We start from the raw sequence: 13,448 nt of genomic DNA, 5'->3' as shown, positions 1-13,448 counted from the left end.
ACCAGGGAGGGAAGGCGACGTGATGTTCATGACCCTCACGACGTTGGGCAGTGCGACGTTGCTGGCACTTGCTCCAACCATCGCCGCCGCGCCACCGGGCGGTGGGACGATCGCGGTTGTTTCCACGACCGATGCGGAAAGCGATGCTGCAATCTCTGCGGTCGCGCGCGAAGCGACGATGGCGGCGCTCGGCGACAAGGGATTTACGATCCTCGATGATTCCGACCATGCCGCCTATATCGCCGACGTACGAACCAGCCGAACCGCAGTAGGCACCTCGGTAGCCCGCACGCGCGGGGCCGCTCCGGCGGTGATGGGGTCGGGCGTGAACATTCCGCTGTCCGGCAATCGCTCGTCGCTGGTGACGATGCAGCGGGTGATGATCGAGGTGCGCATCCACAAGCGTGGCGACGATGCAGTGCTGTGGCATGGCGCCGCGGTGACGGTGCGACCCGGCCCGGCGGCCGAGCGGCTCGCGATGCAGTTGAGCCGGGCAGCGCTCAGTGCGTATCCGGCAGTCGTCGAGACAGCGGTCAGCATCCCGTGACGCGATGACCCAAAGGTCCTGTGCGCGACGGCAGGTCAGCCGGATAGCTGTTTTCCGTCCTGCGCGGCGCCGAACCTTCCTGTCACCGACGACTGCTACACGCCGGCACCTTCATCGACATCCACTTCGTCCTCGGCCCGCGCATCTTCGTCGAGCAGTTCCTCATCCTCGATCAAGGCCTCGCGGTCGGCGTCGGTGATGCCGAAGCGCGCCGCCACGTCGGGCGCGAAACGGAGCAGGTCGGGGCGTAACCGCAGCAGGCTAAGATCCTTGGATTTACCCTCCAGCATGACGTCGAACACCAGCCCCTCGGCCATCCGCATGAACGTCGCAAACTCAAACGGGTTGGTGAAATCGGCATGGCCGGTCCAGATCGGCGGACGCAGCACCGTCTTCACCCGCGCGGTTGCCTTCACCGGTGCCTTGAGCAACTCGCCCTTTTTCGCTTTCACGGCGCCGGCTTTGGCCGCCGCCCGCGCCTTGGGCGTGATCTTCTGCTTGATCTCGCGCAGTTCGGTGCGCGGTGACGAGAAGTGGATCTTCGGCCGCACGCCCACTGGCCAGGTCGCAAGGAAGCGCTCCAGCGTTTCCCGCATGTCGAGCCGCTCGGGGTTGAGGCACCAGAAATGCTGATAGTCGAAGATCAGCCGCACGCCGGTGCGTTCGTGGATCCACAAGGCATCGGCGGCGGAAAAGCGGATGTCGTCATTTTCGAGTACCAGCCGCCGCCGGACGTGCTCGGGGCATTGCTCCCATCCTTCGATCCAGCGTGCGCGGCTCGCCTCGTGATCGCCGTAGACGCCGCCGACATGCGTCACCATCACCGCTTCGTCATCGAGCCCCATGCGATCGAGCATCTCGGCCTGGCTGGCGAGATCCCAGATGCTCTTGCGGGTCAGTGCCGGGTCGGGCGCGTTAAGCAGCACATATTGGGACGGGTGGAATGACAGACGAATGCCATAGTCCCGCGCCTTCGCGCCGAACGCGCGCAACTCGGCATCGCTGTCGGCGACCATCGAATGGAATTGCGGCATGTCGGGGTGGGTGGCGTAGGGCGCGATGTCCGATGAAAGCCGGTACATGTCGAGCCGCTCTGACCTGAGATAGTCGAGCACCGGGTCGAGCAGTTCGAGCGAACATTTGAGATGCGGGTTCTTGTGCCAGCGGCGCGTATCCTGCGTCTTCAGCTCGGGCCGGCCCATCACCTTGACGGGGAAGCCAAGGCGGAGCGGATGGTCGGGATCGGTCATGCCTGCCCAACGATACAGGCGCGCCGTGGCTCCCGCTTGAAGGTCAGCCGCCCGTCAGGCGGCGGACGCGGACGATCGCCGCGTCGAGCGCGGACAGGAAGCGCGAGCGATCTTCCTTGCTGAACGGCGGCGGCCCGCCGATGCGGTCGCCGCCCGCGCGCAGGTCGCTCATGATCGCACGCACCGCGACGGCATTGCCGATCGAGCTGGTCGTGAACGGGCGGCCGTTGGGGGCGAGCACCGCCGCCGCGCCGGCCTTGATGCAGCGGTCGGCGAGCAGGATATCGGCGGTAACGACCAGCGCGGCGGGATCGACCTGCGCCGCGATCCAGTCGTCCGCCGCGTCAAAGCCGTCGTCGACCACCACCCGCGAAATCAGTGGATGCACGGGAATCCGCAGATGCGCGTTGCTGACCACCACCACCGGCACGGCCACACGGTAGGCGACGCGGTAAATCTCTTCCTTCACGGGGCAGGCGTCGGCGTCGACGAGGATGCGCGGCTGAAGCGTCATGTGGCGCCACATGCCATTTCGCGGCGATGACGACCAGCGCCGTATCCCACCGACAGCGAAGCCATCGTGAGTTATCCTTGACCGACAGCAACGCGCTGTCGGGAAAGAGGAAAGTCGCAAATGACGATTCAACACACCACGATCGCCCCGACGACGTCGGACGCCCGCCCCCTCTTCGCGTTCGACCAGCTCGACGCCACCTTCGATCCGGGGCTCGATACCTTGTGGACCTATATGCGCCCGCGTGTCCGCCCAAGCTTCAATCCCGCGCTCTTGCACGACTTCGTTCAGTGGCAGGAGGATATTGAGATCGCGCATGGCAGTGGCGTGATGCCGATCCGTTATCTCGTGCTCGGCTCGCGCTTTCCGGGCGTCTTTTCGCTGGGTGGCGATCTGGATCTGTTCGCGCAATTGATCCGCGCGCGCGACCGGGCGGCGCTGGTCCGCTATGGCAAGGCATGCGTGCGAATCCTGCACCGCAATATGCTGGGACTGGAGCGGTCGATCGTCACGATCGGGCTGGTCGAGGGCGACGCGCTGGGCGGCGGCTTCGAGGCGCTGATGTCCTTCAATGTCGTCGTCGCGGAACGCGGCACCGGTTTCGGATTGCCGGAAACGCTGTTCGGTCTGTTCCCGGGCATGGGTGCGCATTGCTTCCTTTCGCGCCGGCTCGGCGCGGCGCGTGCCGAGCAGATGATCCTGAGCGGCCGGACGTACCGCGCCGAGGAACTCTATGAGATGGGCCTGGTGCATGCGCTGGCGGCGCCCGGCGAGGGGCGCCGCGTGGTCGAGGACTATATCCGCGCCAATCGCCGCCGTCACAGCGCGCACGCCGCCATCTATGAGGCGTCACGGGCGGTGAACCCGCTGACACTTGGGGAACTTGAGGCGGTGGTCGAACTGTGGGCCGATGCGGCGCTGCGGCTGGGAGAGGGTGATCTGAAGCTGATGCGGCGACTGGTCAGTGCGCAGGAGCGGCTGCTGGAGAAGACGCGCTGACGCGGCGCCGGCTGCGATCGTGCCATTCGTGTCGGGGAGCGCCGGGGCTCTCCGGCACGGTGGTAACCGTTCAGCCGGTGGCTTCTTCGCCCGTATCGCCGGCCAACATGGCGGAGACCATGGCGGCCGGCATCGGCCGGGCAAGCAGATAGCCCTGCACCGCGTCGCAGCGCGTCCGGCGGAGCTGATCGAGCTGCGCCTGCGTCTCCACGCCCTCCGCGATCGTCCGCATCCCGAGCTGCGCGCCGAGATCGACGACGGTCTGCACGATCGCAATCGACGCCGGGCTGCGGGCCAGATCGGTGACGAACGAACGATCGATCTTGAGGGTCTGAAACGGGAAGCGGGTCAGATAGCTGAGCGACGAATAGCCGGTGCCGAAATCGTCGAGCGTGGTCCGTACCCGCAACCGGTTCAGCGCCTCCAGCGCTGCCAGCGATGCCTCGACATCCTCCAGCAGCACGGTTTCCGTCACTTCCAGGTTGAGCCGCTCGGGCGGGAGCCCACTGGCGTTCAGCGCAGCGAGCACCACGGCAGGCAAGTGCGTCGAACGTAGCTGGATCGGGGACAGATTGACCGCGATCGAGACGTCGGCGGGCCAGGCGCGCGCGACGTCGCACGCCTGATACAGCACCCAATGGCCGATCGCGTCGATCAGCCCGTTGTCCTCGGCGATTGGGATGAACTCCGCCGGCGACACCGCGCCATGGTGGCGGTTGGTCCAGCGGAGCAGCACCTCGCACGACAACACGCGCGCCGCGCCGAGATCGAAGATCGGCTGGTACAGCAGGTGGAACTCGCCACGGTCCAGCGCGCCGTGCAGCTCGTAATCGAGCTGGCGACGTCGCTCGATCTTCTCGTCCATGACCGGCTCGTAGAAATAAAGCTGCCCGCGCCCGCTTTCCTTGGCGCGGTAGAGCGCAAGGTCGGCGTTCTTGAGCAACGTGTCCGCCTCACGCCCGTTTTCGGGCGCGATCGCGACGCCGATCGATACGCTGCTGCGCAGGCTGTGTCCGTCATGCGCGACCGGGCGGCGGACGAGCGCGAGGATCGCCGCGCCGATCGTCGCGGCTTCCTGTCGATCGCCGACCGGACACAGGATCGCGAACTCGTCACCGCCCAGCCGCGCCACGACGCTGTCGTGATCGAAATGCGCCCGCAACCGCCCCGCAACCGCGGCGAGCAACGCATTGCCCGCCAAGTGTCCAAACGTATCGTTGATCTCCTTGAACCGGTCGAGATCGAGCCAATAGAGCGCCAGCTTGCGCCCGCTGTGGGGCAACATCCGCAGCCGCTCCTCGAACTGTTCGCGAAAGGCGGTGCGATTGGCCACGCCGGTCAGATCGTCGCGCCGGGCGTGCGCGGCATGATGCGCGGCCAGCGCGGCATTCTCATGGCTGACCAGTGTTGCCTTCAGCAGCGCGCTGTACGTCTGCAAGGTGATGTCGATCATTGCGATGACGAACAGCACGATCACCACCGCCAGCACGAGTTTCAGCGGCTCGAAGCCGATCGTCAGTCCGGCGGATAGCGGCAGCGAGGCGAGGCAGAGTTGCGCCAGCGCTATGCGCGGTCGACCCGCGTTGCGCCCGGCGATCCCCGCCGCATAGCCGATCGCGGTGGTGACGGCGAGCAACTGGATGACGCCGTCACCACTGCGTGTCAGCGCCATGAAGCCGAACAGCCCGAGCAGCCCGGAATAGGCGAGCGCCCCGGCGCGATAGCCGAATTCCTGCCGCGCGGCCGCTGCCGCATCGGCCGGATGCACGCGCATCGCATCAACGATCCGCAACGCGCCAACCAGTCCAATTGCAGCCGCCCCCGACGCCAGCCACGCGTCGCGCGCCGCCCAAGCGACCACTGCCGCGATCGTCGTGCTGGTAAGCGCGCCGATCACCAGCGACTGTGTGGAGGCGTAAAGCGATTCGACCAGCACCGCCCGCACCTGGGCGGTGATGCGATGATCCGAATGCCGAAGCTCCCGAAGCCGGGCGATCAGACGCGCCATGACATGTCCATGAACCGACAATTACGTGATTTCGATTAGGGTGTCACAATGGCAGGTGAGGAAGATTGCAGTTTTTTGCTTACCCTTTCTTAATCTTTCGTCACGTGAACAGCCGGCACGGCGCCTCGCGGAGCGCTGCTAAGTTGCCGGATCAGGTCGGTTTCTGCGCGGCGGTAAGGCTGGCCATCGCTGCGGAACACCTCATGGAACCAGATCACCGGTTCCTCCAGCACATACGGCTTCTTCCAGCTGTCCCAGGGCAGGCGGGTCTGCGTCTTGCCGTCGACGAACCCCCAGTTGATCATCGCCACGTCATAGCGTTTGCCGATCGGGAGCGATCCGTCGAATGTCGATCCGTTGCCGCGTGCCATATATTCGGTGCACAGGATCGGACGATCATAGGGCAGTAACTGCTTTACGCGCGCCTCGAACGTCTCGGGCCAGCTATAGTCGTGGAACGAGATCACGTCCGACTGACGAAGCTGTAGCGTTTCCATCGGAGTCAGTTTGCCGCCGGTCGGGGTCCAGTCGTCATGCTGCCACACGCCCGAGGTCAATGGCTGGGACGGATCGGCATCGCGTGCCCAGACGAACACCTGCGCCAGCAGCGCGCGGACCAGCGGTTCCTTGCCCTCCTGCCCCTTATACTGGTCGGCACCGTTGTCGGGCTCGTTCCAGACATCCCAGCCCAGGACGCGCGGATCGTTGCGGAACGCCCCGATCACGCCCTGCACATAGGCCTTATAGGCGGGGTAACGGCGCTTGTCGCGCAGGCCGGGCAATCCGGGACCCTGCACCCAGCCCGAGTTGTGGACGCCGGGGATCGGCGGATGTTGCGGCCCCAGCTTGGGATCGGGATCCCAGCAGCTGTCGAACAGCACGAACAGCGGCTTGATCCCATGGCGCGCGGCGATCGTCAGGAACTCGTCAATGCGCCGCTGAAAGCCCGCCGGGTCCTGCTGCCACAATTGGTCGTGCAGAAAGACGCGCATCGTGTTCATGCCGATGCCCTGCGCCCAGCCGAGTTCGCGGTCGATCGCCTGCGGATCCCATGTTTCGCGCTGCCACATCTCGAGCTGGTTGATCGCGGAAGCGGGCGTATAATTCGCGCCGACCAGCCACGGCTGCGCGCGATACCATGCCTTGGCCTCCGCCTCGGTCCATCGCGCCCGCGCGTCGGCGGGCAGCGCGATCGTCACCGTGGCGACGGTAAGCAGCGCCGTCAGAAGCTGTCTGTTCATCGCTTCCTCTCCTCTCTTATCGGGGTTTCCGCACCGGGCATACAACTCAACTATCGGCAAAGGCGAGGAATTATCCTATGATTTGGAAATGAACCTTCGTCCCGCCCTTGCCGCCGCCCTGTTGCTCACCGCCTCGTCCGCGCTGGCCGACAATCCGCAATTCCAGGGTGCCGACCCGCACGCGATGATGATCGACGGCGAGCTGTGGGTCTTTCCGACCGGCGGGCCAGGCGGTAGCTGGGCGGCGGATCGCTTCGGCGCCTTTTCCTCGCGCGACTTGAAGACGTGGCAACCGCGTGGCGAACTGATCCGCCGCGATCAGATCGCGTGGATCGGTGCCGATGGCGCGCCGGAACACTTTCTCTGGGCGCCCGGGGTCGCGACGCGTGATCGCAAATGGTACCTCTATTATTCGGTCGGGCCGCAGAACCCGACCCCGAGCCGGATCGGCGTCGCGGTCGCCGATCGTCCAGGCGGACCATATCGCGACAGCGGGCGCCTGCTGGTGACGGGCGGGCAGGGGTTCGAGGCAATCGATCCGATGGTGTTCGTCGATCCGAGGGACGGCAAGGCGTATCTCTACGCCGGCGGCAGTGCGGGCGCGAAGCTGCGCGTCTGGGAGCTGAAGGCCGACATGGTCAGCATCGCGCGCGAGGTGTTGGTAGCGACGCCGCCGCAGTTCACCGAAGGCGCGTTCATGCACGAACGCGGCGGCACCTATTACCTGTCGTACAGCCACGGCCGCTTCAACGCCGCGGACTATTCGGTCCATTACGCGACCGCGCCATCCCCGGTCGGTCCGTGGCGGTATCGGGGCGCGATCCTGACCAGCGACGCGACGCACAAGGGGCCGGGGCACCACAGCTTCGTCCAGACCGCTGCCGGTAAGTGGCTGATCGTCTATCACCGCTGGGAAAACCCGCGGGGACCGGCGCCGTTCGAGGGTGAGCGTCAGGTTGCGATCGACCGGCTGCGCTACGCGAAAGACGGTCGCATCCTGCCCGTCCGCATGACCGATGGCGCCGCCGCGCCAAAGCTCCCCTGAGCACAATCACACCCTTGCGCGCCGCCCGCATTACTGCATGGTAGCGGCAACAAACAAACGGGGGCGGGGATGGATGACGCGAAAGCGGCACGCGTGGCGGCGGACCCACGGTATCGCGAACTGGTGCGGCGGCGCGGGCGGTTCACCTGGGCGCTGACCGGCGTGATGCTGGTCGCCTATCTCGGCTTCATCCTGCTGATCGCGTTCGACAAGGCGTTCATGGCGCGCCCGGTCGGCACGGGCGTCACCTCGATCGGGATCGTCGCGGGTTTCGCGGTGATCATGCTCGCGATCGTGTTGACCGGCGTCTATGTCCGCCGTGCCGCGCGTGACTTCGATCCGCTCGTCGCGGCGCTGCGGGCGGATCAGGGCGCATGAGGCGTGGTACGATCCTGATAGCGGTGGCCATTGCGGTCGCGCCCGCGCCGGCCTTCGCCGATGCGCTCGCCGGGCAGAGCGTCCAGCAACCGACCAACTGGACCGCGATCCTGATGTTCGCGGCCTTCGCGCTGCTGACGCTCGGCATCACCCGCTGGGCCGCGCGGCGGACACGAACGGTCGGCGATTTTTATACCGCAGGCGGCGGTATCACCGGTTTTCAGAACGGGCTGGCGATCGCGGGCGACTTCATGTCGGCGGCGTCGTTCCTCGGCATCTCGGCGCAGATTTTCGCGGATGGCTATGACGGGCTGATCTATTCGATCGGTTTCCTCGTCGGCTGGCCGATCATCCTGTTCCTGATGGCGGAGCGGCTGCGCAATCTCGGCCGCTATACGTTCGCCGATGTCGCCAGCTTCCGCTTCGCACAGACCCCGGTGCGCAGCTTCGCCGCGGTCAGCACGCTGACCGTCGTGCTGTTCTACCTGATCGCGCAGATGGTGGGGGCGGGGCAGCTCATCAAATTGCTGTTCGGCCTGCGCTACGAATATGCAGTGGTGATCGTCGGCGTGCTGATGACGCTGTACGTGCTGTTCGGCGGGATGACCGCGACGACCTGGGTGCAGATCGTCAAGGCGGTGCTGCTGCTGGGCAGCGCGACGTTCATGGCGCTGGCGGTGCTGTGGCAGTTCGGCTTTTCGTTCGAGGCGCTGTTCGCGCGGGCTGTCGCGGTAAAGGCCGGGCTGGCCGCGGCGTCGGGTGCCGATCCCGCCGCCGCCGCCGCCAAGGGCCGTTCGATCATGGGGCCGGGCAATTTCATCAAGGACCCGATCTCGGCGGTGTCGTTCGGGCTTGCGCTCATGTTCGGAACCGCCGGCTTGCCGCATATCCTGATGCGCTTCTTCACGGTGCCCGACGCGCGCGCGGCGCGTAAGTCGGTGCTGTGGGCGACGGGGTGGATCGGCTATTTCTATCTGCTGACCTTCATCATCGGGTTCGGCGCGATCGTGCTGGTGGCGACCGCGCCACGCTATCTCGATCCGGCTGGCGCATTGCTGGGTGGCAGCAACATGGCAGCAATTCATCTGGCGCATGCGGTCGGCGGCAATCTGTTCCTCGGCTTCATCTCGGCGGTGGCGTTTGCGACGATTCTGGCGGTGGTCGCTGGGTTGACGCTGTCGGGCGCTTCGGCGGTCAGCCACGATCTCTATGCGACCGTGCTCCGCAAGGGCGCGGCCGATCCGGCGGCCGAACTGCGGGTGTCGCGTCGCACCGTGCTGGTGCTGGCGGTGGTCGCGATCCTGCTCGGCATCATCTTCGAGAAGCAGAACGTCGCCTTCATGGTCAGCCTTGCCTTCGCGGTGGCGGCGTCGGGCAATTTCCCGGTGCTGCTGCTGTCGCTGTTCTGGAACGGCTGTACGACGCGCGGCGTGGTGGCGGGCGGGACGTTGGGGCTGGTGCTGGCAGTCGTGCTGACCGTGCTGTCGCCGGCGGTATGGGAGAAGATCCTCGGCTATCCGGCCGCCCTCTTCCCCTATTCGTCGCCAGCAATCTTCTCGATGCCGGCGGCGTTTGTGACGATCTGGCTTGTATCGGTGCTCGATCGTAGCGGGCGGGCGGCGCTGGACCGCGGCGGCTTCGCTGCGCAACAGGTTCGCGCCGAAACCGGGATCGGCGCGGCAGCGGCGTCAGGTCACTAGGGTTTGTCGTCGCCTTCGACATAGGCGCCGCTATCCCCCTGCGCGCGGTGGATCGCGGCGCGCCCGCGCGATGCGGCGACCTCCGCCTTGCGCGCGGCGGCCGAGGCGGTGTGGAGCACGCGCGTCCGACCGTGAAACACCAGATTGTAGCTGACGAACCAGATCGCCGCCGAGGCCAGGAGCGCCGCCCCGACCCAGGCGCGCTTTCGCCACCGCGTCCGGTGGCCGTGCAGCACCAGTCGCTGGCCGCAGGTCGCGCAACGATAGACGGTTGTACCGACACGCGCGGTCGGCTTGCCGGCCCAGCGATGGAGCCCAAGGACGCACAGGATGCCCATGCCCGGCAGACCTAACCGCAATCAGTTCATTTCGCCAGCCGTCCGTCGTTCAGTGCCGCCTGCTCGAACGTGAACAACACCTTCGGATCGGCGACCGGCACCGCCTGCGCGACCTGCGCCGGGGCGATATGGTGGACGAGATGGCGCAACACTGCGATCCGCGCCGTCTTCTTGTGATCGGCGCGCACGCAATACCAAGGCGCGAGTGGCGTGTGCGTGCGGGCCAGCATGGTGTTGCGCGCCGCCGAATAATCATCCCAGCGTGACTGTGCGACCTTGTCCATGTCCGAAACCTTCAATTGCTTGAGCGGATCGGTGCGGCGCGCTTTCAGTCTCTCCTCCTGCTCGTCCTTGTCGATGTCGAGCCACAGCTTGACCAGACGGATGCCACTCTCGACGAGCATGCGCTCGAAATCGGGCGCGTCGCGGAGGAACTCGGCCTGCTCGGCCTCGGTCGAAAAGCCCATCACCACCTCCACCCCGGCGCGATTATACCAGGAGCGGTTGAAGATCACGATCTCGCCAGCCGCGGGCAGGTGCGCGACATAGCGCTGGAAATACCATTGCGTCCGCTCGCGGTCAGAAGGCTTGGGCAGCGCGACGACGCGCGTGTAGCGGATCGACAGATGCTCGACGATCCGCTTGATCGTTCCGTCCTTGCCCGCGCTGTCACGTCCCTCCAGTACGATCACGACGCGCTCACCCGATTTCACCGCGGCGAGTTGCGCCTCGACCAGCGCGAGCTGTGCCTCTTCGAGATCGTGTTCGTAGCGGTCCTTGTCCATCGGCGGCTCCCTGTGCGTCGCTGTTTGGAACCAAGCCCGAACATTCCGGTTCCTCCCGTGTCCGGCGCATCTCGCGCCGCCCACCCCAAAGGACGAATATGACCCGTACGACCCTTAGCCTGTTCGGCACTGCCAAGCCGGCCACGAGCCCCAAGCGCCGTATCAACGACGATCCGCTCGCCGGGCTTACTCCGGTCGAACGTGCGATGGCGCAGCGCCTGACTCCGGCCCGCGGTTGACGAGCCGGCCGGCTCAGATTTGGGAGTAAGGCGTCGGGCCCAGGATGCGATTGTCGATGCCGGTGGTGATCTCCGGATCGGTCAGTCCCGGCGTCGCGATCAGACGTTTCCACGCCGGATCGGCAACGAACGTCCGCCAGTTCTGTTCGCGCGTCGCCAGATCCGGGAAGGTTAGCATATAGGTAAGGCTCGGCAATCGCTCGCCGGTCAGGTCTTGCGCGAAGAAGACCGGCGTCAAACCGGTGCGCCGGAAAATCTCGATCTCGCCGCCGGTATCGAACATTCCTATCTTGGTCGCGCCCGTTTTCCCGCTCGGGCTGAAATAGGTGCGTAGCTCGAAAATCCGGGCAGTGCCGCCAGCCGGCGCCTCGACGCGCGGAAAATGGGGAAAGGCGCGCATCAGCTTGACGTCCATCGACGTGAACCCGGGGTCGGTCGGGGGTGCGTCGAGAAAGGCCGCGCCGGCTTGCGTATGTCGGGAATCGGCGGCGAGCCGGCCGGGCAGGGCGGCGAAGTCGGCGAGCGTGGAATGCGGGATCAGCACGAGCACGCTCGGGCTGGCCGGGCCGATGCTGATCGTGAAGACGCCGACCGGCCCGCACCCGGCACGGCGCGCTGCCGGGATGAACGCGTCTCGCAGGTAGGTGTCGAGCCGCGCCCGCATCGGGCCGTTGACAAGATGATAGGTGCGCAGCTCGTAGAATTCGGGCGTGCTGGTCGAGCCGCGTGCCTGACCGGCGGCATCGGCCGTGGCGAGTGTCATGCCGCCCAGGATGGCACCTGCCAGCACGGCGCGTCGATCGATCGGGTAAGGCATTGATTCCTCGCAGGGTCGTGAGCGGCCACGATGCCGATGCGGGGAGCCTGGTCAAGCCGCGACCTCCTGCGGAGGGGCATGACGCAACCTATGTAAAATGATCCGTCGGTGATTGAGCGATCCGAACCGACCGGACGTTACGGCGCGATGGGAGACGACGATGGCCGGCCATGATGATGACCCGCGTGGTGAACAGGAAGAGGCCGAGGAACGCACGGCGCCCGCCGCACGGGTGGTTCATGCCGCGGTCGCCGAGCAAGGCGAGGATGAGCTCGCTCGGCCGGTCGCTTCACTTTTCTGGTCCGGCTTCGCGGCCGGGATCGCGATCATGGCGTCGCTGTGGGTCAGTGGTGCGCTGCGTCACTATCTGCCCGAGGCGCGGTGGGTCGAGCCGATCGTCGCGCTTGGTTATCCGGCCGGCTTCCTGATCGTGATCCTTGGCCGACTGCAGCTTTTTACGGAGCATACCGCGGTGGCCGTCCTGCCGGTGGTGCGCGAACCGACCGGCCGAAACCTCCTGCTGCTCGCGCGGCTATGGAGCGTCATTTTCATCGCCAACATGTTGGGGGCGCTCATCGCGACGATGCTGGCGGTTTACGCGCACATTCAACCGGCGGACACGTTGAGGGGGATGGTTGCGGTATCGGCCAAGCTGATGGAGCGCGCACCGATTGATACGATGATGCAGGCGATCCCGGCCGGCTTCCTGATCGCCTCGATTGCCTGGATCCGCTCGGCGGTGAATGGCGGCGACTTCTGGATCGTCTTCGCCGTGACCTACGCGATCGCGCTCGGCGGTTTTGCGCATGTCGTCGCCGGCGCGTCGGAGGCGTTCCTGCTGATGTGGGCGGGGCAGGCAAGTGTCGGCTGGGCGCTCGGCGGGTTCGTGCTGCCGGCGCTGCTGGGCAACATTCTCGGCGGCACCGGACTGTTCGCCTTGCTCGCGCATGCGCAGGTGAGAAACGAGTTCAGGTCATAGTGGATCGTCGGTGGGTACCTTCCGTGCGCCGCGACGTTGATGCCGCCGAAGAGGAGCAGCGATCGTGACCAAAGAAGATGCCGGCATTGTCGACGACCGATACAACAAGCGCGCCGGTGCCGTCTCACGCGGGGCGGCGTTGGGCATTGTGGGCGCTGTTCTGGGGATGAGCGCGCTGGTCGGCCGGCGCAATGCGCCCGATCGCACCCATCCCGGCATCCGCCGCTGGTATCGCCGGCTCGACAAGCCGCGCTTTACACCGCCGGATGCGGCATTCGGCGCGGTGTGGCCGACGCTGGAAATCGCGCTGGCCGTCGGCGGTTACCGGCTGCTGCGGCACGCCCCGGCCCCGACGCGCAACGCCGCGCTGGGGCTATGGTTTGCCAATAGCGCGATGGTCGGCGGCTGGACGGAACTGTTCTTCCGGCACAAGCGGCTGGAGGCGAGCGCCATCGCTTCGGGGGCGATGATCGTGACCGGCGCCGGGCTTGCGGCGACCGCTGCCAGGGTCGATCGGCCCGCTGCTGCGCTGACGATCCCGTTCGTTGCCTGGGTGACCTTCGCGACCGTGCTTGCAGAGCGTATCCGGCGCGACAATCCGGGCTGAA

The 13,448-nt window shown here is 66.2% G+C and carries 15 protein-coding genes; 8 read left to right on the top strand and 7 right to left on the bottom strand.

Annotation, left to right across the window (positions count from 1 at the left end; genetic code table 11):
- Positions 1-22: 22 nt before the first annotated feature.
- Complete coding sequence (locus ACI2JO_RS00435) at positions 23-547, top strand: hypothetical protein (protein ID WP_404718794.1); 525 nt, start codon at positions 23-25, stop codon at positions 545-547.
- A 95-nt stretch (positions 548-642) separates the two neighbouring features.
- Here the strand turns inward: ACI2JO_RS00435 and uvsE are convergent, their stop codons facing one another.
- The gene (uvsE, locus tag ACI2JO_RS00430) at positions 643-1,797 is read right to left on the bottom strand and encodes a UV DNA damage repair endonuclease UvsE (RefSeq protein WP_404718793.1); all 1,155 of its coding nucleotides are present in this window, start codon (positions 1,795-1,797) and stop codon (positions 643-645) included.
- 43 nt (positions 1,798-1,840) lie between these two features.
- Positions 1,841-2,311 carry a YaiI/YqxD family protein gene (locus tag ACI2JO_RS00425; RefSeq protein WP_404718792.1) on the bottom strand — a complete coding sequence of 157 codons (471 nt, stop codon included), beginning with the start codon at positions 2,309-2,311 and terminating at the stop codon, positions 1,841-1,843.
- A gap of 120 nt (positions 2,312-2,431) precedes the next feature.
- Here ACI2JO_RS00425 and ACI2JO_RS00420 point away from each other — a divergent pair, with 120 nt between their 5' ends.
- On the top strand, positions 2,432-3,310 hold the full coding sequence (locus tag ACI2JO_RS00420; RefSeq protein ID WP_404718791.1) for a crotonase/enoyl-CoA hydratase family protein: 879 nt from the start codon (positions 2,432-2,434) through the stop codon (positions 3,308-3,310).
- Between the two features lie 70 nt (positions 3,311-3,380).
- Here ACI2JO_RS00420 and ACI2JO_RS00415 read toward each other — a convergent pair whose 3' ends face one another.
- Entirely contained in the window at positions 3,381-5,318 is a 1,938-nt protein-coding gene (locus ACI2JO_RS00415) for a putative bifunctional diguanylate cyclase/phosphodiesterase (protein WP_404718790.1), read from the bottom strand.
- 89 nt (positions 5,319-5,407) lie between these two features.
- Positions 5,408-6,559 carry a 1,4-beta-xylanase gene (locus ACI2JO_RS00410; protein ID WP_404718789.1) on the bottom strand — a complete coding sequence of 384 codons (1,152 nt, stop codon included), beginning with the start codon at positions 6,557-6,559 and terminating at the stop codon, positions 5,408-5,410.
- Positions 6,560-6,647: 88 nt separating this feature from the next.
- Here ACI2JO_RS00410 and ACI2JO_RS00405 point away from each other — a divergent pair, with 88 nt between their 5' ends.
- The 3 genes from ACI2JO_RS00405 (at position 6,648) to ACI2JO_RS00395 (ending at position 9,682) form a co-directional block, all read left to right on the top strand.
- Positions 6,648-7,604, top strand: a complete 957-nt coding sequence (locus ACI2JO_RS00405; protein WP_404718788.1) for a family 43 glycosylhydrolase — start codon at positions 6,648-6,650, stop codon at positions 7,602-7,604.
- 69 nt (positions 7,605-7,673) lie between these two features.
- Positions 7,674-7,982: a DUF485 domain-containing protein gene (locus ACI2JO_RS00400; protein WP_404718787.1), complete on the top strand. Its 309-nt coding sequence runs from the start codon at positions 7,674-7,676 to the stop codon at positions 7,980-7,982.
- Positions 7,979-9,682: a cation acetate symporter gene (locus ACI2JO_RS00395; RefSeq protein WP_404718786.1), complete on the top strand. Its 1,704-nt coding sequence runs from the start codon at positions 7,979-7,981 to the stop codon at positions 9,680-9,682. The genes ACI2JO_RS00400 and ACI2JO_RS00395 overlap by 4 nt, the downstream gene beginning before the upstream one ends.
- Here the strand turns inward: ACI2JO_RS00395 and ACI2JO_RS00390 are convergent.
- Both ACI2JO_RS00390 and ppk2 read right to left on the bottom strand, forming a co-directional pair.
- The gene (locus tag ACI2JO_RS00390) at positions 9,679-10,041 is read right to left on the bottom strand and encodes a hypothetical protein (protein WP_404718785.1); all 363 of its coding nucleotides are present in this window, start codon (positions 10,039-10,041) and stop codon (positions 9,679-9,681) included. The genes ACI2JO_RS00395 and ACI2JO_RS00390 overlap by 4 nt on opposite strands.
- A gap of 5 nt (positions 10,042-10,046) precedes the next feature.
- Positions 10,047-10,805: a polyphosphate kinase 2 gene (ppk2, locus tag ACI2JO_RS00385; protein WP_404718784.1), complete on the bottom strand. Its 759-nt coding sequence runs from the start codon at positions 10,803-10,805 to the stop codon at positions 10,047-10,049.
- 98 nt (positions 10,806-10,903) lie between these two features.
- Here ppk2 and ACI2JO_RS00380 point away from each other — a divergent pair, with 98 nt between their 5' ends.
- A complete protein-coding gene (locus ACI2JO_RS00380; RefSeq protein WP_404718783.1) occupies positions 10,904-11,044 on the top strand; it encodes a hypothetical protein in 141 nt (46 codons plus the stop codon).
- A 13-nt stretch (positions 11,045-11,057) separates the two neighbouring features.
- On the opposite strand, the gene ACI2JO_RS00375 is transcribed toward ACI2JO_RS00380, so the two are convergent.
- Positions 11,058-11,861 (bottom strand): NIPSNAP family protein, encoded by an 804-nt coding sequence (locus ACI2JO_RS00375; RefSeq protein WP_404718782.1) that lies wholly within the window; start codon positions 11,859-11,861, stop codon positions 11,058-11,060.
- 160 nt (positions 11,862-12,021) lie between these two features.
- Between ACI2JO_RS00375 and ACI2JO_RS00370 the strand changes: the two genes are divergently transcribed.
- Positions 12,022-12,840, top strand: coding sequence for a formate/nitrite transporter family protein (locus ACI2JO_RS00370; protein WP_404718781.1), 819 nt, complete (start codon positions 12,022-12,024; stop codon positions 12,838-12,840).
- Positions 12,841-12,904: 64 nt separating this feature from the next.
- The gene (locus ACI2JO_RS00365; protein WP_404718780.1) at positions 12,905-13,447 is read left to right on the top strand and encodes a TspO/MBR family protein; all 543 of its coding nucleotides are present in this window, start codon (positions 12,905-12,907) and stop codon (positions 13,445-13,447) included.
- Position 13,448: the final 1 nt, after the last annotated feature.

It is taken from the genome of Sphingomonas sp. NPDC079357, from assembly GCF_044901155.1.
Classification (GTDB): domain Bacteria; phylum Pseudomonadota; class Alphaproteobacteria; order Sphingomonadales; family Sphingomonadaceae; genus Sphingomonas.
The sequence above is the reverse complement of the archived record's forward strand: the minus strand, read 5'-3'. Positions and strand labels throughout refer to the sequence as shown.